General features: G+C 45.8%; 16 protein-coding genes. 9 read left to right on the top strand and 7 right to left on the bottom strand.

The window, feature by feature from the left end; genetic code table 11:
* Window positions 1-17: 17 nt before the first annotated feature.
* Together murI and NI466_RS05020 are read right to left on the bottom strand one after the other, a co-directional pair.
* Window positions 18-890 (bottom strand): glutamate racemase, encoded by an 873-nt coding sequence (murI, locus tag NI466_RS05025; protein ID WP_004729363.1) that lies wholly within the window; start codon window positions 888-890, stop codon window positions 18-20.
* A 48-nt stretch (window positions 891-938) separates the two neighbouring features.
* Window positions 939-1,550 (bottom strand): DUF1285 domain-containing protein, encoded by a 612-nt coding sequence (locus NI466_RS05020; RefSeq protein ID WP_253172947.1) that lies wholly within the window; start codon window positions 1,548-1,550, stop codon window positions 939-941.
* Between the two features lie 186 nt (window positions 1,551-1,736).
* Between NI466_RS05020 and NI466_RS05015 the strand changes: the two genes are divergently transcribed.
* Window positions 1,737-3,449 (top strand): electron transfer flavoprotein-ubiquinone oxidoreductase, encoded by a 1,713-nt coding sequence (locus tag NI466_RS05015; protein ID WP_071850475.1) that lies wholly within the window; start codon window positions 1,737-1,739, stop codon window positions 3,447-3,449.
* Window positions 3,450-3,633: 184 nt separating this feature from the next.
* Here NI466_RS05015 and tusA read toward each other — a convergent pair whose 3' ends face one another.
* Window positions 3,634-3,894, bottom strand: a complete 261-nt coding sequence (tusA, locus tag NI466_RS05010; RefSeq protein WP_004729361.1) for a sulfurtransferase TusA — start codon at window positions 3,892-3,894, stop codon at window positions 3,634-3,636.
* Window positions 3,895-4,095: 201 nt separating this feature from the next.
* On the opposite strand from tusA, the gene NI466_RS05005 reads away from it, so the two are divergent.
* Both NI466_RS05005 and lnt read left to right on the top strand, forming a co-directional pair.
* The gene (locus NI466_RS05005; RefSeq protein ID WP_004278564.1) at window positions 4,096-4,935 is read left to right on the top strand and encodes a CorC family transporter; all 840 of its coding nucleotides are present in this window, start codon (window positions 4,096-4,098) and stop codon (window positions 4,933-4,935) included.
* Window positions 4,932-6,491 carry an apolipoprotein N-acyltransferase gene (gene lnt, locus NI466_RS05000; RefSeq protein WP_164543226.1) on the top strand — a complete coding sequence of 520 codons (1,560 nt, stop codon included), beginning with the start codon at window positions 4,932-4,934 and terminating at the stop codon, window positions 6,489-6,491. Before NI466_RS05005 ends, lnt begins: the two co-directional genes overlap by 4 nt.
* Before the next feature lie 153 nt (window positions 6,492-6,644).
* Here lnt and NI466_RS04995 read toward each other — a convergent pair whose 3' ends face one another.
* The 3 genes from NI466_RS04995 to gspF all read right to left on the bottom strand — a co-directional run bounded on the left by NI466_RS04995 (window position 6,645) and on the right by gspF (window position 8,984).
* Entirely contained in the window at window positions 6,645-6,980 is a 336-nt protein-coding gene (locus NI466_RS04995) for a hypothetical protein (RefSeq protein WP_164543225.1), read from the bottom strand.
* A gap of 284 nt (window positions 6,981-7,264) precedes the next feature.
* Window positions 7,265-7,699 (bottom strand): type II secretion system major pseudopilin GspG, encoded by a 435-nt coding sequence (gspG, locus tag NI466_RS04990; protein WP_004278567.1) that lies wholly within the window; start codon window positions 7,697-7,699, stop codon window positions 7,265-7,267.
* Between the two features lie 79 nt (window positions 7,700-7,778).
* Window positions 7,779-8,984 (bottom strand): type II secretion system inner membrane protein GspF, encoded by a 1,206-nt coding sequence (gspF, locus tag NI466_RS04985; protein WP_253172946.1) that lies wholly within the window; start codon window positions 8,982-8,984, stop codon window positions 7,779-7,781.
* A 150-nt stretch (window positions 8,985-9,134) separates the two neighbouring features.
* On the opposite strand from gspF, the gene NI466_RS04980 reads away from it, so the two are divergent.
* The 6 genes from NI466_RS04980 (at window position 9,135) to NI466_RS04955 (ending at window position 16,162) form a co-directional block, all read left to right on the top strand.
* Window positions 9,135-11,357, top strand: a complete 2,223-nt coding sequence (locus tag NI466_RS04980; RefSeq protein ID WP_071850478.1) for a primosomal protein N' — start codon at window positions 9,135-9,137, stop codon at window positions 11,355-11,357.
* A gap of 75 nt (window positions 11,358-11,432) precedes the next feature.
* The gene (locus NI466_RS04975) at window positions 11,433-13,286 is read left to right on the top strand and encodes a cation:proton antiporter domain-containing protein (RefSeq protein WP_071850479.1); all 1,854 of its coding nucleotides are present in this window, start codon (window positions 11,433-11,435) and stop codon (window positions 13,284-13,286) included.
* 50 nt (window positions 13,287-13,336) lie between these two features.
* Window positions 13,337-14,212 carry an Hsp33 family molecular chaperone HslO gene (gene hslO / locus NI466_RS04970; RefSeq protein WP_004278571.1) on the top strand — a complete coding sequence of 292 codons (876 nt, stop codon included), beginning with the start codon at window positions 13,337-13,339 and terminating at the stop codon, window positions 14,210-14,212.
* A gap of 321 nt (window positions 14,213-14,533) precedes the next feature.
* A complete protein-coding gene (locus NI466_RS04965) occupies window positions 14,534-14,995 on the top strand; it encodes a DUF2147 domain-containing protein (RefSeq protein ID WP_005102907.1) in 462 nt (153 codons plus the stop codon).
* 484 nt (window positions 14,996-15,479) lie between these two features.
* Window positions 15,480-15,809: a chaperone modulator CbpM gene (locus NI466_RS04960; RefSeq protein WP_004278573.1), complete on the top strand. Its 330-nt coding sequence runs from the start codon at window positions 15,480-15,482 to the stop codon at window positions 15,807-15,809.
* Between the two features lie 89 nt (window positions 15,810-15,898).
* On the top strand, window positions 15,899-16,162 hold the full coding sequence (locus NI466_RS04955) for an HP1242/YdcH family protein (protein WP_004729352.1): 264 nt from the start codon (window positions 15,899-15,901) through the stop codon (window positions 16,160-16,162).
* Window positions 16,163-16,300: 138 nt separating this feature from the next.
* On the opposite strand, the gene pnp is transcribed toward NI466_RS04955, so the two are convergent.
* A complete protein-coding gene (gene pnp / locus NI466_RS04950; protein WP_171054287.1) occupies window positions 16,301-18,388 on the bottom strand; it encodes a polyribonucleotide nucleotidyltransferase in 2,088 nt (695 codons plus the stop codon).
* Between the last annotated feature and the right edge of the window lie 32 nt (window positions 18,389-18,420).

The raw sequence follows: 18,420 nt of genomic DNA, 5'->3' as shown, positions 1-18,420 counted from the left end.
AATTATAAAAATGAGTTTTAAACTGCACTCATATTACTGACCTGCCATTTTAAATCGGCCGGAATCAGGTGCTGCAAAATCGGTCGGAGCTGTTCAGCATTCTGCCCACTCACCACCAATTCAATTTTCACGCTTTCTTTAGACTCATGCTCAAATAATAACCCATTTTTAATTAAAATTCGGGCCGTTTGTCTTGCAACCGCGAATCCTGAGTCAATTAATGTCAGCTTTTGACCAAAAATATACTGAATTGACGATTTTAGGAAGGGGTAATGTGTACATCCTAACACTAAATAATCAGCGCCCTGATCTACAACTGGTTGTAAAATCTCTTTTAATGTCTGCAAACAGGCTGCACTCATCTGCTCTCCAGCCTCAACAAAAGGCACCAGATCCAGACTGGTCACAGGCAGGACTTTGACTTGAGCCGGTTCGGCAAAACGGGAAATGACATCTTTAATCAGCTGGCCGCGGAAGGTTGCAGGCGTGGCCAATACCGCCACAGTTTTCGACTGGGTATTCAGGACGGCCGGTTTAAGTGCGGGTACTAAACCGATAATCGGAAAGTTTTCACCATAATAGTCACGCAAATAATCCAGACTAAAAGCGGAAGCGGTATTACAAGCCACCACCGCAACTTTACAACCTTGACGATAAAGCCATTCAATCGCCTGAGCCGTCAAGGCACGAATTTCCTGATCATCTCTCGGGCCATAAGGCACATGCGCAGTATCCGCATAATAGACAAAGCGTTCATTAGGCAAATGGCGGGCAATTTCCAGGGCGACTGACAAGCCGCCTACGCCTGAGTCAAAAATGCCAATAGGCGCATCTGCCGTGGCATTGGGCATCGGGTCTAATAGCTGGGAAATTGGTTGAATAGCGCTCATAACGTTGCAGGTGGCTTGTTTGAAATTTCTAGCGATCAAGCTTAAACCTCAGGTGCTCAAATGCAAGTCTAAATCACCACTTTTCAAACTTAAAACGGTTTCGCCTACCGGATTTTCATCAAGCTCTCCCATCTCGACCAAATGTAAAAATGCAGCACGCTGAATCAGGGCATTAATCCCGAAACGCACATGCACATAAGGCCGCAACTCACCTTTGTATTCACGCATAAAGATTGGATGTTCAGCATCGACAATAATCAGGTCTTGCGTGGTTGTGCCCAGTTGTAGATAAGTCACTCCATTGATCTCAACCTGATCGACCTGATTGACAAATAAAGGTTCATCTTCAACTTCAATTTCAATCATTTCTACCGGTGTTTTTAGATAGAATTTATCGTTTTCTTTCCAGAGCACCGTTGCAAACAGGTCAATCATCGGCTGACGCTTGATCAATTGACCTTCGTGCCACCATTCGCCGTTGGCTAAAACCTTCAGATCCATGGTGCCACAATGCTTTGGCTGCCATTGCTCCAAAGGGGGAATTGACCTTTTGTGACTGCTCTGTGCATCTTTTAAGTATTGTGCGATATCCATTAAATTTTTATCATCGGGATAAGTTACTTTTTTCGTCGGATTTGTGCTGGGTACTGGCTTATCCATAAAAGAAGACCTTAATGACGGAAAAATAATATGTTTCAGCCAATTGGCTAAAACCGGCTTTAAAACTATACTAGCCCAGATTATCAAAGACACCAGCATTTTTGTGTCTAGGAACCAAGAACACTTATGGCAGCACCCAACCATCCGGTTATGGTTGCCACCGAATAGTAATATGAGGAGTCCTACATGGAACACATCGAACGTGAATCGATGGAGTTTGACGTCGTCATCGTAGGCGCAGGCCCTGCGGGTCTTTCTGCTGCGATCAAAATCCGTCAACTTGCAATTGAAAACAACTTAAACGATTTGTCCGTTTGTGTCGTAGAAAAAGGCTCCGAAGTCGGTGCGCATATTCTGTCTGGTGCTGTGCTTGAACCGCGTGCCATGAACGAGCTGTTCCCGGACTGGAAAGAACAGGGTGCCCCGCTGAATGTCCCGGTGACTGAAGATAAAACCTTCTTCCTGCTTTCAGATGAAAAATCACAGGAAGCACCGCACTGGATGGTGCCTAAAACCATGCATAACGATGGCAACTATGTCATCTCGCTCGGCAATGTGGTGCGCTGGTTAGGCCAGAAAGCTGAAGAACTGGAAGTGTCGATCTTTCCGGGCTTTGCAGCCTCTGAAATTCTGTATCATGCCGATGGCACGGTAAAAGGCATCCAGACCGGTGATATGGGTATTGGTAAAGATGGCGAACCAACGCATAACTTTACTCCGGGTTATGAACTGCATGCCAAATACACCATCTTTGCTGAAGGCTGCCGTGGTCATCTCGGTAAGCGTTTAATCCAGAAATTCAACCTGGACAAGGATGCGGATCCGCAACATTACGGTATCGGGATTAAAGAACTTTGGGAAATCGATCCTGCCAAGCACAAACCGGGTCTGGTGATGCACGGTGCCGGCTGGCCGCTTTCTGAAACCGGTTCTTCAGGTGGCTGGTGGCTCTACCATGCTGAAAACAACCAGGTGACCCTGGGCATGATCGTGGATCTTTCTTACACTAACCCGCATATGTATCCGTTCATGGAAATGCAGCGCTGGAAAACCCATCCTTTAATCAAGCAGTATCTGGAAGGTGGCAAGCGTATTTCTTATGGTGCACGTGCTGTGACCAAAGGTGGATTTAACTCGCTGCCGAAATTCACTTTCCCGGGCGGCTCATTGATTGGGGATGATGCCGGCTTCCTGAACTTTGCCAAGATCAAGGGTTCTCATACGGCGATGAAATCCGGCATGCTCTGCGGTGAAGCGGTATTTGAGGCGATTGCTGCTGGTGTCGAAAAAGGCGGTGATCTGGCGGTGGCGCGTGTAGTGGAAGGCGAAGATTTCTTTGTCAAAGAACTGACTGCTTATACCGACAAGTTCAACAACAGCTGGTTAAAAGAAGAGCTCTATAACTCGCGTAACTTTGGCCCGGCAATGCACAAATTCGGTCAATGGATCGGTGGTGCCTTTAACTTTATCGACCAGAACGTGTTTAAAGTGCCGTTCACCTTGCATGATCTGGTTCAGGACCATGCTGCGCTAAAAACCCAGGCAACTGAAAGCTTTAAGCCGAACTATCCAAAACCGGATGGCAAGCTGACCTTTGACCGTCTGTCTTCGGTGTTTGTATCGAATACGGTCCATGAAGAAAACCAGCCGGCGCATTTGAAACTGACTGATCCGTCCATTCCGGTGGAAGTAAATCTGCCGAAATGGGATGAGCCTGCACAGCGTTACTGCCCAGCGGGTGTCTATGAGATCATGGAAAATAATGACGGTTCGAAACGCTTCCAGATCAATGCAGCCAACTGTGTGCACTGCAAGACCTGTGACATCAAGGATCCTTCCCAGAACATCACCTGGGTAACACCGGAAGGTGGTGGTGGTCCAAATTACCCTAACATGTAATTAGTATCCAAATATGTAATTTGATCATCAGATAAAAAATAAACCCGCTTTTAAGCGGGTTTATTTATGGATAAATTATTTAAAATTTCAGCTCTTATCCATTCATCTATTTAATTTAGCAAATTTGTGGAATTTTATTTTCTAAACAGGTACAGCTCATTGAGCTCATCTGTCGTTTATCTCTTTAGCCGCCTTTCTTCACTAAATAATGAAATTCTTTATTACCATTTTCATCCAGACGTTCTTCCTGCAAGAGCAACTCATGCCCCAAATGCATACAGAATTTTGGAATATCCCACGACGTTGAATTATCCGTGGCAAACACCTCAACCACATCACCTGCCTTGGATTTACGGATCGCCTGATGCAACATCATCACTGGCTCAGGACAACGTAAACCTCGGGTATTCAATTGCAGACTTGGAATAATTTCAGTTGGGGACATCGATAGACTCAGGATGGAAAGACCGCCATATTTTAGCATAAAGCTGCGATTACATTGCTGCTTTGCATACGTGGCCAGTTCCAAAATCAGCGCTGACTCGCGCGATCAAGACTGCGCATCATATTTACAATAGACAAGCGTATTTTCTGCGGTATGATAAAACCACGTTTTTTTAGATATTAAGAGTCTTCAGGAAAAATCATGCACGAGGAATCAGGCCCGTCGTGGGGTATGCGCGGCTTACGCAAATGGCTGGGAACTGCACCCGAAACTCGCGACGAACTGCTAAAATTAGTACAAGATTCACGTCGATTTTTAGAACCCGATACTGTTGCCATGCTTGAGGGCGTTCTTGACCTCCCGGCAACCAAAATTCGTGAAGTCATGACGCCTCGCACGTCCATGATCAGCTTACAGGAAGATGACCAACTGCTGGATATCCTGCATGTGCTGGTCGAATCTGCGCATTCACGTTTTCCGGTATTTTCTTCCGATCAGACCGATAATGTAGTCGGCATTCTGTTGGCAAAGGATTTATTGCCTTTTCTAACTGAACCGACGGCCAAAGTCGATATTCGCGCGCTTATGCGTCAGCCTTTGTTTGTTCCAGAAAGCGCCCGCTCCGATCAGGTGCTGCGCATGTTAAAGAATACCCAGACGCATATTGCGGTGGTGATTGATGAATACGGTACGACTTCGGGTCTGGTGACGCTGGAAGATATTCTGGAAGAAATTGTCGGTGAAATTGAAGATGAACATGACAATGCTGATGAAGAAGCATACTACATTGTTCCGGACAATGATCCGACTACGGCCAATACCTGGGTGGTACAAGCGCTGACCCCAATTGAGTATTTCAATAATATGCTGGATGCGACTTTCCCTGATGATGAAGTGGAAACCATGGGCGGCTTGTTATTACAGGAAATTGGTCTGGTGAGTGATCTTGAAGGTCAGACCATTGAACTGGAAAACTGGCAATTTACCATTCTTGAGGCAGATTCACGCTCGATTCACCTAATTCGAGCCGTGCGCCAATGAGAGCGTATTTCGATAAGCTGTTGAGTTTGTCTCAACAACAAAAAACCTTGCCGCTGATCTATCCTGTTTTAATTGCCTTATTTGCAGGTGCCATCTTTAGTTTGGCACTGGCTCCCTATCATTACTGGTGGCTGGCCATTCTGTCTCCGGCACTGCTCTATGCCTGCCTGCGCGGACGTACTGCAAAACAGGCTTTTGGCATTGGCTGGGCTTACGGGATTGGCTTGTGGTTTGTCGGCGCATTCTGGCTCTATACCTCGATTCATGTCTATGGCGATACCAGTGCATTTCTCAGCGTTGTAATGATCCTGATCATGGCACTGGTGATGGGCCTGTTTAGTGCCGTTCAAACGTTTGTCTATCGCTGCTTTTTCCCGGAAACCCCTTTAACCTTTGCCCCGCTCTGGGTGCTGTTTGAATGGTCCAAGACTTGGGTCTTTACCGGTTTCCCGTGGCTATTTGCTGGCTATGCCTTTACCGAACGCTACTTGGATGCTTATGCGCCTTTATTCGGGGTGTTCGGGGTGTCTTTCGTGGTGATCATTCTGGCCTGTGCACTGGTTGAAATTCTGAATAGACGCCTGTTCTGGGCTATTCCTTCGGCAGTTTTATTACTCGGTGCCTGGGGCGCAGCACAGCTGACGTTTGTTGAGCAAAAAAATCAAAAGCCTTTAACGGTTTCCCTGATTCAGGGCAATATTCCGCAAGACTTGAAATGGCTAACTGAATATCAGGTGAAGACCTTATTGATTTATGCCAATTTGAGTAAAACCGAATGGGGCCGTGATCTGATCGTCTGGCCGGAATCTTCGATTCCCATGTTCCAGACTGATATTGAAGCCTTTCTGGAGGCCATGAAAGTACAAGCTGAAAAATCAGGCACTGCATGGGTGACCGGCATTCCATATTGGGATTTAGCCGAATCGCAGACTGCGGGCTATCCAAAATATTACAATAGTATTATGGCCAGTGGCGATGAATCCGATGGCCTATACAAGAAGCAACGACTGGTTCCCTTTGGTGAATATATTCCCTTATCAGGCTGGTTGAGCTGGGTATTGCCAGGTCTGCAGAATGATCCATCCATGAGCGGTTTTACCCGGGGTGCAGACCATCAGCAACCATTGAATGTGAAAAATCATCCATTGGGTTCTGCAATTTGCTATGAAGTGGCCTACCCGAATTTGACCCGTCGCAATGCCAGCCAAAGTGATTTTCTGGTGACCGTCTCTAATGATGCCTGGTTTACCGGCACGGCAGGACCATTACAGCATCTGCAAATGGTGCAAATGCGTGCTAAAGAAAATGGCCGCTGGTTTATTCGCGCCACCAATACCGGTGTAACCGCCTTTATTGACCACAATGGCCACATCGTGAAAAAAGCCCCGGTGGATCAGGAAGCGGTATTACGTGGTGAACTTCCAGCCATGCAGGGCGAAACGCTGTATATGAAACTCAGTGATTGGCCAGTGATGATCTTCTCAGTTCTGCTTTTGCTTATTGGATGGCGCTTCCGTCCACGTAAAGTGGATGTCAGCTTTAAGTCAAGAAGATAATTTCTTCAAGTCCCTCTTTTACAAAGAGGGATTTAGGGGATTCCTGAATATAGCACCTTATCAATCCCTCCTCACCTCCCTTTATGAAAGCGAAGAACACTCAAGGCAATAAAAAACCGAGGTCACAGCCTCGGTTTTTTATCTCTTTAAAACTTAAAACTGTATAGCCAGATAACACACCATACTGGCAAGAGACAACATCGGCACATGACGATACAGGTTAACCAATGTCTGCTCAAATGCTGAACCTTGTTCGGCTTGAATGCGGATTACACTCGCATTTAATGCTGACCAGAAACACAGGGCCAATAAACTGCTCATCAAGCTGATAGCAAAAAAAGCCACCATAATCTGGCTGCTGCCTTCGGTGCTCTGCCATAAATGGAAAATACCCTGACTGATCGGCAACATGCTTAAAACCAGAAGAACAGATTTCAGCATCGACCAATGAAATTGATTGATTTCATCTCCCAAGATAAATGCTTTCATGTGCTTCTCCGTTGGCGAGTCAAGTGCCATTTAGATCATTATGAGCTTTTTTAAATAAATAGAAAGTGTATGTTTATTCATATTTTACGAGAATTGTAATAGATAAATATGGGAATAATTCTTATTATAACTCGCATATCGTTTTTATTATTTCATTATTATAAATATCATTAACTTACATTATATTTAATAATTAATAGTTATTATCACTTCACTTCGTATTGAAATAGCCTATTCAGTGAAGTGATATATTCTATCTATCGAAAATTTATAACGATTCTCAATTAAGGCTGATAATAAATATCGGCATCTGTTCCTTCACCACCCGATTGACCATCTGCACCAAATGAATACAGATCGAAGCTGCGGCCATCGGTGCCCGGAATCACATATTGCAGTTCATTATCCCAGCTGTCTTTTGGAAAACCGCCCTTGACATAACCGCCTGGCACCCAGTTTTTTGCAGTCGCTGGCTGATTCACCAATGCATCCAGACCGCCTTCCTGCATACTTGGATACTTGCCATTGTCCAGCTTGTATTGATCCAGTGAACCTGCAATGCTCTGCAACTTGATCACGGTGGTATCTACTTTGGCTTTTTCACCGCGTCCCATCACGTTCGGAACGATCAGCGCAGCAAGCACACCGAGAATAACAATCACCACCATGACTTCGATTAAGGTAAAGCCTGTCTGTTTATTTAATTGATTCCTTTTCATTCAATCTCTCTCATTTATTTGCATCATTCAGAATTTCCACTTGAATCTTGATCACAGCAAAATTCTAACTGGCTTCTGTTTAAATCATATTATTCATATTCACAATTGGCAGCATGACCGCAATCACAATGATCAGAACAATACTGGCCATCAGGACCAGCATTAAAGGTTCCAGCAAAGCCAGTAAAGTTGAAATCAGGGTGGTCACTTCACGATCCTGCATCTGTGAAGCACGCTCCAGCATTCGGTCGAGCTCACCGGATGCCTCGCCACTTCTGATCATTTGTACCATCATCGGCGGGAAATAACCACTGCGTTCCAGTTGGGTTGCCAGGTTACCGCCTTCGGTCACTTTTTCCGCTGCCAGATTCACCGCATCACGGATTACCCAGTTATTGCTGACTGCAGCACCAATGCGCAGTGCATCGACCAGCGGCACGCCAGACTGGGTCAAAATAGATAAGGTACTGGCAAAACGTGCGGCATTAATCCCGCGTGACAATTTGCCGAATAAAGGTAATTTTAAGGTCAGACGGTCAAAGGCATAATGCCCGGCGGTGGTTCTTAAAAACCGGACCAACAGGAAAATCCCCAAAGCCCCACCGATCAATAAAAATGGCCAGGCAATGCGGATAAAATCACTGGCTTTCATCAAGGCCACGGTAATCCACGGCAAGGCATCTTTACTCTGGTCAAAGGTCTTGACGATATCTGGCACCACATAGGTCATCAGCCCCATCACGATCGCAAAGGACATCAGCATCAGGATAATAGGATAGACCATCGCACCCTGGATTTTTTTCTGCATGGCAAAGCGGTTTTCGGTATAGTCTGCCAGTTGGTCCAGAATCAGGTCTAAATGCCCGGAACGTTCACCGGCGGCAATTGTGGCAATATACAGCTCGGGAAAACGTCCGGATTGTTGCAAGCCCTGCGCCAGACTATGCCCTTCCAGCACTTTGGAGCGCACCGACATTAGCAGGTTTTGTACATGGACTTTTTCACTTTGCTTGCCGACGGCGCGGATGGCTTCTTCTAGCGGAATTGCAGCAGCGACCAGCACGGATAACTGCCGGGTCATCAGAGCCAGATCGTAGGCGGTGATGCTTTTTTCAAACCATTTTCGACGATGATGCTGGTCTTTTTTTTCAACAGGATCAACAGAGACCGGAATAAGTGCTTTATCCCGTAATTGTTGCCGGATCTGACGTGCAGAATCCCCCTCCAGCACGCCTTTTTGCTGCTTTCCTGAAGCATCAAGCGCAATAAACTGATATGCAGGCATTGTAATGCTCTAATTTTCCAAAATTTTGCTCAACGCTGTTGCGTCAGACCACCGAAATCATTCATATTCTTTGATATAAATTATCTGCTCACTCTAACATAATCGAACTTTAAGCACGACGAAATTTCTTCAGGATTTCCACCCCAAGATATGCAAAATTCTCACACCGATTCCAGTCCACTTTATCGCGTACGCGTTGCTGTACCTGTGCATGTATTTGATTGTTTTGATTACACAATGAGTGCAGAACAATTTGAACAAGCGCAGATTGGCACACGTGTACTGGTGTCGTTTGGTCGGCAGAATCTGGTCGGGGTGATTATCGAAAAACTGTCCGCAGACACTCCTCTCGATCCACGCTTTAAGCTTAAAGCTGTGACCGAACTGCTCGATGAACGAGCCATTATAGATGCCAAAGTTTTAAGTTTGCTGACATGGTCAGCGCAGTATTACCAGTTCCCGATCGGTGAAGTCGTCCACAGTGCCTTGCCGACCCTGCTGCGTCAGGGTAAGCCTTACAACCTGCTGGCCCGTACCTGGAAGCTCCTGGACACTAATGCCGAGGCCAAAGTACGCCGTTCGGACAAGCAGCAGGAAGCCTACCGGATTTTAAAACTGCATCCGGTCGGAACAACTGAAACTGTGCTCAACATGGCCGGGATTGAAACCGCGACCTTAAAAGCGCTGGAGAAAAAAGAGATTTGCGCCTGTGTGCTGGAGCCACAAGATTTCAGTCCGCAGCCGATGCAACTGGCACAGATGCCGCTAACGGCCAATCCTGAACAAAAACATGCAGTCGAACAGGTATTAAAATATCGCAATCAATATCAGGCTTTTTTACTGGATGGTCTGACCGGCAGCGGTAAAACTGAAGTGTATTTGCAAATCATGGAGCAGGTACTGAAACAGGGCAAACAGGTGCTGGTACTGGTACCGGAAATCGGCCTGACGCCGCAAACTATTAGCCGTTTTCAGTCCCGTTTTCATTGCCATATTGCGCTGCTGCATTCCGGGCTGAATGATTCCAAACGGCTACAAGCCTGGCAGTCGGCAGAAACCGGCAAAGCCTCAATCGTACTCGGTACACGTTCCGCCATTTATACGCCAATGCCGAATCTGGGCCTGATCATTCTGGATGAAGAACATGACCTGTCCTTTAAACAGCAGGAAGGCTTCCGCTATCATGCCCGAGATGTCGCTCTGTACCGCGGCCATTTACAGCAATGTCCGGTAATCTTAGGGTCAGCCACACCAAGCATTGACAGTTATGCGCTGGTGCAACATGGCAAGATGCAGGCACTGCAGCTGAACCAGCGTGCCGGCACGGCCTTGATGCCCAAAATCCATATTCTGGATTTAAAAGTCGCACAGAAGCAGCATGGGATTAGCCTGCAATTGATTCAGGACATCAAAAAGCGTCTGGAGAAAAAGGAACAGGTACTGATTTTTTTAAACCGCCGTGGCTATGCCCCCGTTCTGCTTTGTGGGAGCTGTGGCTGGCAGGCGCAATGTCCGCACTGTGATGCCAACTTCACTGTACACCGCCAGCCTTATCAGCATCTGCATTGCCATCACTGTGGCACTATTCACCGGATGCCGGAACACTGCCCGCAATGTCAGCATCAGGAACTGGTTACACTGGGTATGGGCACTGGCAAAGTCGAAGAACATCTGAATGAACTCTTTCCGGATTTTGAGGTGATTCGGGTCGATCGCGATTCTACCAGTCGGGTCGGCAGCTGGCAGAAAATCTATGACAAGATTCAGAAAAGCGAACCGGCGATTCTGCTCGGCACCCAGATGCTGGCCAAAGGCCATCATTTCCCTTATGTGACGCTGGTGGCGATTCTGGATATCGATTCCGGTCTGCTGAGTGTGGATTTCCGTGCAACCGAACGTACTGCGCAGCTGATCGTACAGGTCGCAGGCCGTGCCGGACGTGGTGAACACAAGGGTGATGTCTATCTACAAACCCTCAGACCTGATCATGCCCTAATGAATACGCTGGTCAATGAAAATTATCGCGTATTTGCCCAGCAGACCTTAAAAGAACGGCAGATCGCCCAGATGCCGCCCTATCGTTATGCCATCCTGATTCGCTGTGAATCCAAGGATCAGGCACAAAATACCGAATTCTTACAGAAACATGCAGCACTCCTCAGGCAATATCCTGATCTGGCGCTGGACATCTGGGGACCAATTCCTGCGCCAATGGAACGTAAGGCCGGACGCTATCAGTCACATATGGTGCTATTGTCAGCGGATCGTCCACGTTTGCATTACTATGTGCGCAGCTGGTGGCAAAACATGCTGCAGGACAAACCTTCTAGCATGAAGCTCACGCTAGACATCGACCCTCAGGAACTGAGCTAAAAGATATTGCGCCTGAGGATCGGTCTGGAATACAAGACTCCCAGTCTGGATCAAGAATAAATTTAGGGCAGGAAAATGTCGATACTGTTACAAATAACACTGGTTCTGGTCATTGCACTGTTGATAGTGCCACTGAGTAAAAGGCTCAGATTGCCAAGTGTGCTGGGCTATCTGTTAACAGGGATCATCTTAAGTCCAAGCCTTTTGCATCTGATTCAGGCACCCGAAGTCATGAGTAGTTTCATGCAAGTCAGCCTGATGGCATTGTTGTTCTGGATCGGTCTGCAACTCAGACCGCAACGCATTGTCCAGATTAATCCATCCCTGTGGATGATAGCTGCTTTACAGGTACTAATCAGCGCCCTGATTTTTACGCTCATGGCCTGGGTTTTCCTTCAGCAAAGCCTACTTGCCAGCATTGTAATTGGACTCGCCGGCAGTTTGTCTGCCATGACTCTGGTGATTCAACATCTCAATCATCAGGAACAGTTCGCCACCAGTTATGGTCAGCAAGCCTATTCGATCCTGCTGGTTCATTCCCTGTTGGCCATTCTGGTGATTGCAGCTATTCCCCTATTTGCCGGGATTCGCTCGACTGAACATGGGGTGGCCTACTTTGCTGCCCTCATCGCGACGTTGAGCGGTCTGTTCCTGTGTAATCGTTACCTGATGCAGCCGTTGTATCGCTGGATTGCTAAAAGTGGCAGTCACGAATTGCATGCGGTTGTGGCGATTGCGGTGACCCTGGCATTATTAGTATTGATGAATACCCTCGGCCTAAATCTATTTCTCGGTGCTTTATTTGCCGGAATTTTACTGGCAGATTCAGATTTCCGGCCTGCAGTAGAAAGCACGATTCGGCCTTTTCAGGGCTTGTTGATGGGCCTGGCATTCATCAGTCTGGGCATGTCACTGCACTTACCTGATCTACGCAATTTCCCCTGGATCATTCTCGGCGGCACCCTCACTTTAATCTTGGTCAAGTTTGCAATCAACCTGGCATTGGCGCGTTATCATCAAAATAGCTGGCGCAATAGTACTCTGCTGGCAGCCAGTCTGGCGCAAGGCGGCGAGTTTGCCTTACTGGCACTGGTGATTGCGGTATCCGACCAGATTATTACGGCCAATCTACTGTCCCCCTTGCTTTGGATGGTGAGTTTTTCCTTGCTGCTGACCCCCGCATTTTATTGGTTATTGCATAGCCAGATTTTACCGCGTTTGGATCGTCACAATCATCTGGCGGCAACCTTTGAAACCGATTCCAATCCTCAAACCAGTACACCGATTCTGCTGATTGGCTTTGGCCGCTTCGGGCAAATCATCGCCCGGATTTTACTGCAACAGCAACATGCCTTTAGTGTCATGGATAGCACTGTGCCAGCCACTGAACTTCTGGCGCAGTACGATATTCCTTTCTACCAGGCAGATGCAACAGAGCCGGAAGCCTTGATACAGGCCGGCATTTTTACAGCACAACAGGTGATTGTAGCGATTGACGATATTGAAGACTCAATGCTGGTCGTACGGCATCTGCGGCTGAATTATCCTGAAATCTGTTTATGGATACGTGCCCGTGACCGGCATCATGTGCATTTATTGCAGGATTTGGGCGTGAAACACATCTGGCGTGAAACTTATCTTTCAGCTTTAGAACTCAGTCAGGCCTTACTAAACCAGCTCAATCCTGACCTCGAAAATAGCCAGCAACAGATTCAAAACTTCCGTGAACAGGATGAAAAACTGCTGAATAGCCAATATCATCTGGATCCGGATGAACATCCAAATTATGAAAATCAGCGGAGCAGTTTAGCCGAACTGGAGCATCTGTTTGCCCAGGATCAACGCCATAAAGTGCAAAAACAGGATACACCGCAGCAACAGGATACAAACGGCGCAGGAATTGATACGTTAAGAGATGAACTGTCCTAACTTGTGTTTTACAATAATGACACTATTAAAGCAGGGTTATGGAGAATTTTATGTCTGATTTACGCCAACGCTTTTTTATTGAAGATAGCCCTGTTCGTGGTGAAGTGGTGCATCTTGAAGAAGCTTTACAAACCATTTTAGCGCAACGTGACTATGCACCTGCAGTTAAAATCCTGCTAGGTGAAATGCTCAGTGCCACTGCACTGCTTGCCAGCACCTTGAAGATTAAAGGGCGTATCAGCCTGCAAATTCAGGCATCAGGCACATTTAAATGGGCTATGGCTGAATGTAACCATTTGGGTGAAGTTCGCGCTTTGGCTGACTATGAAGAAGATCCGCACTTTCTGGTCGGTGAAGACAGCAGTACCGTGTTGAAGTCACTCACCTCTCCGGTTCTGTTCATCAATATCGAACCAGAATTTGGCGAGCGTTATCAGGGGATTGTACCCCTTGATAAAGAAAATTTGGCGGGCTGTCTGATGCAGTATTATGACCTGTCTGCACAGATTCCAACGCGCATTGTGCTGGCGAGCGACCATCAGCGTGCAGGTGGTTTATTGATTCAGCTGTTACCACGTAATAGTGAAGAAGAACAACGCCGGGTAGATGAAGATCTATGGCCACGTCTGACCATGCTCACAGAGACTCTAAAAACTGAAGAGTTAGTCGGTTTGCAAGCCACTGATATTCTGTACCGTTTATATAACGAAGAAGAAGTGCGTCTGCCAGATACGGAAGTGTTGAAGTTTGGTTGTACCTGCTCTAAAGAGCGTTGTGCAGTCGCTTTACAGCAAATCGGAATAGAGTCGATCCGTGAAACGCTGGAATTCCAGAATCCGATCGAGATGGACTGTCAGTTCTGTAATAGCCAATATACTTTTACTGCTGAAGAAGCCTTGGGCCTATTTGGTAAACACCTGAGCTAAGCAGTTCGAATCCTTAAGTTTAAAAGCATTCCCAGGAATGCTTTTTTTATGTTTTAAAATCTAGGTGACTGAGCTCAACAAAGCGTATTCCCCTACAGTAGAAAACCTGTCTACCTCCTGAATCAAACTCTCCTGTAAATCCAATCTAAGAATCCCTTTTAAATTATAAAATTATTCACACTAACAAAACCTGAATATTCATCATTTTCAAAAAATTATGAGAAAGACCGCACAGTTCATACTCTTGATTTAATTATGCTTTTAAAATAAATTAGAGCAATAATTCTAAAATGAATACATCATCAATTTAACAGGTATGTTATGAGAAAATTATTGAATACTCTACTAATGGGGATAAGTTTGGCCGCAGTCTCTAGCCTGGCCTTTGCCTATGAAGATCCGTTATTGGGTAAATGGAAAACCATCGATGATCAATCGGGTTATTCTCGTGCGGATGTGGAAATTCGCAAGAAAGCAGATGGCAGTTATGAAGGAGTGATTGTCGAAACACGCAGCTTGCCTGGCGCAGAAAAAATGGGAATTTGTCATAAATGTCCAGGTCAGCTTAAGAACAAGCCTTTTCTAGGCCTGCCGTTTATCTGGGATTTTAAGGCAGATCCGAAAAAGCCACGTGAATACCATGATGGCAAAGTGCTTGATCCGATCAGTGGCAAAGTTTACAAAGGTAAAGCACGCTTAAGTGCTAATGGTAAACGTCTGACCTTGCGTGGTTATGTGGGGGTATCGGTAATTGGCCGCAGTGTAACCTGGGTAAAATATTAATTTCAGAAAGATTTTCAAAGCCCCTATATCAGGGGCTTTTTTCTTTGTCATGATTTGAAACAATAAGGTACAAATAAAAACTGTTTTGGGGCAAGTAAAGTCATAATAATGGATCGAAGACGGTTATTTTTTATCCATTTATGATGATCAATCTTCAGCCTCGTTCAATTTTGCCCTTTGGTCTGCTTTGCAGCCCTGATATGGCACCCTCTATTCAACACAGGAAAGTGATTGAATACGCTTTGTCGATAACACATAAAATTATAAAAACCACTTCAGCTTTAACCTTCTTTGCCTCGCATCCTGCTGATAAAGATCCGGTCAGACCGACTGATTCATCAACTACCAGCACATCCCGACTCTTCACTCATGATCATTTGAGTCATCACTCTGAGTCTGCAGGTCCAAGGGTTGGAAAGCGTTCTATTTTAGCACCTTCCCACTCTCCGGATTTTGCACACTTGGCTGTTTAAGGAGTAGACCCATGACTACGATTCAGTACCAAGAAAGTTTTTCCCACGGTTATACCCCCTCAGAAATTATGGACGATCGTTCATTTGACTTGATCCACTTTGCAGAAGCATGTGGACAAAGCCCCGAATGGGTCATGCAGTTAATTGAACATGGAATTTTACCCAATCGTTCCACAACCCCGACCAGCACTTTCCTCGGCGAAGATATCTCGCGTGCACAACGCGCCTATCGCCTGCAACGTGATTTTGATGCCTCATTTAGCGCCGTTGCTATGATGCTCGACCTCATTGATGAGGTGCAGGAGTTACGCCGCGAGGTCAAACATTTGCACTTCAAGTAAATCCTTTTCATGTTCTATTGATCTGCATTTTTCAGTGCAGATCAGAACATATTTATATTTAATTTTATGATTAGAGTATAAGAATCCCTATGAAAACCAAAGATTGCAATAAGAAAATCAAATACATGTTTCCCGAATACCGCGACTTGATTGTGCAACTTCGCGAGGAAAATCCCTATTTTGCCAAGTTATTCGAGGAACATAATGAGCTGGACAAAGAAATCAGCCAGCTTGAACTTGATCCAGTCAATCATATCAACAATGATATTGAGGCGATCAAGCGTAAAAAACTGAAATTAAAAGATGAAATTTACCGTCTGTTAAAAAGCTCTGAAGCAGATCCCTTAACCTGAGATCAACTGAACACCACATTCAGACCAATACTGAAGCATAAAAAAAGCCCTGAGCCAGCCAAAATAAACACTTTGATCAAGCTCAGGGCTTTTTTATTGTTATTCACATGAATTTTCCCATGTGAATATTTTTAAGAATTAAACTTGTTCGATGTCTTTCATCGTTAATTTAATACGGCCACGGTTATCAACATCCGCAACCTGTACTTTTACTTCCTGACCTTCTTTCAATACATCTGCCACGTTCGCAATGCGTTCGTTTGAGATTTGAGAGATGTGAAGTAAGCCATCAGTACCTGGCAGGATATTTACGAACGCACCGAATTCAACAATACGAATCACTTTACCTGTATAAATTGTACCTGGCTCGATTTCAGCCGTAAGTGCCTGAATCTTGGCAACTGCAGCTTGCGCAGCCGCTTTAGTTTCGCCAAATACGCGAACTGTACCGTTATCTTCGATATCAATCGCCGCTTTAGTTTCTTCAGTAATTGCACGAATGGTCGCGCCGCCTTTACCGATCACATCACGGATTTTATCCGGGTTGATGTTGATCACCTGGAAGGTCGGTGCGTGCATCGAAATTTCAGGACGCGCACGTGAAATCACCTGGTTCATCTCATTCAAGATGTGCATACGACCCGCATAAGCCTGGTTCAATGCAGATTCCATGATCTCTTCAGTGATGCCTTCGATCTTGATGTCCATTTGTAGCGCAGTAATACCGTTTGCAGAACCCGCTACTTTAAAGTCCATGTCGCCCAAGTGATCTTCATCACCCAAGATGTCAGAAAGAACTGCGAAACGCTCGCCTTCTTTCACTAGACCCATCGCAATACCTGCAACTGGCGCTTTAAGTGGAACACCAGCATCCATCAATGATAATGAAGCACCACATACAGACGCCATTGAAGACGAACCGTTTGATTCAGTGATGTCAGAAACGATACGGATCACGTACGGGAAGCGATCAGCCGCAGGAAGAACTGCTTGAACACCACGACGTGCCAAACGACCGTGACCAATCTCACGACGCTTAGGACCAGATTCACGACCTGTTTCACCTACAGAGTATGCAGGGAAGTTGTAGTGCAACATGAAGTTGTCAGTTTTTGTACCTGCAAGGGTATCAACCATCAACGCATCACGTGTATTACCCAAAGTCGTTGTGACCAAGGCCTGAGTTTCACCACGTGTGAACAATGCAGAACCGTGTGCACGATCTAGAACACCTACTTGTACGTCGATTGCACGAACAGTTTTAGTATCACGACCATCGATACGTGGCTTACCAGACAGGATGTTGTCACGTACAGTACGATATTTAAGGTCTTCGAACAGCTCATTTACTTCTTCTGCAATGCCCGTTTCGTCATTTTCAGGAACGAACTGTGCAACTGCTTCTGCATAAAGCGCGTCAAGTGCCGCATAACGGTCTTGCTTAACTGCAATCGTGTACGCTTCAGAGATTTTCGCTTCGAATGCTTCTTTCAATTTACCAAGAAGTTCTTCATTTTTAACTGGAGCAACCCAAGTTGATTCAACCGCGCCTGCAGCTGCAGCAAATTCTTTGATCGCCTGGATCGCAATTTGCATTTCGTCATGACCGAACAAAACAGCGCCCAGCATTTGGTCTTCTGAAAGCTCTTTCGCTTCAGATTCAACCATCAATACTGCAGTTTCAGTACCCGCAACAACAAGATCAAGATCAGACTCTTTAAGTTGTTCAAGGTTCGGGTTTAGGATGTATTCACCGTTGATTAAGCCAACGCGCGCACCACCGATTGGACCACGGAAAGGTGTACCAGCGATAGACAATGCAGCAGATGTACCTAACATTGCAGCAATGTCAGCATCCATTGTTTTATCAGAAGAAATAACAGTGGCTGTTACTTGAATTTCGTTGAAGTAACCTTCCGGGAACAACGGACGAATTGGACGGTCAATCAGACGTGAAATCAAAGTTTCAGCTTCAGACTGACGGCCTTCACGCTTGCCATAACCACCCGGGATACGACCAGCAGCATATTGCTTTTCTTGGTAGTTAACAGTTAATGGGAAGAAATCTTGACCTGCTTTTGCTTTAGGCTGTGCCACAACAGCAACAAGTACTTGTACGCCGCCCATGGTAATCACAACAGTGTTTGCCTGACGGGCAACACGACCTGTTTCCAGGATAACGTTGTGCTGACCGAATTGGAATTCTTTACGAATAATATTAAACATTGACATGTTTTATTTTTTCCTAGTTCTTGTGA

Origin of the sequence: Acinetobacter lwoffii (genome assembly GCF_024129595.1) — a bacterium.
Classification (GTDB): domain Bacteria; phylum Pseudomonadota; class Gammaproteobacteria; order Pseudomonadales; family Moraxellaceae; genus Acinetobacter; species Acinetobacter lwoffii_O.
Note: the sequence above shows the minus strand (reverse complement) of the source record. Positions and strands in the feature narration are given on the sequence as shown.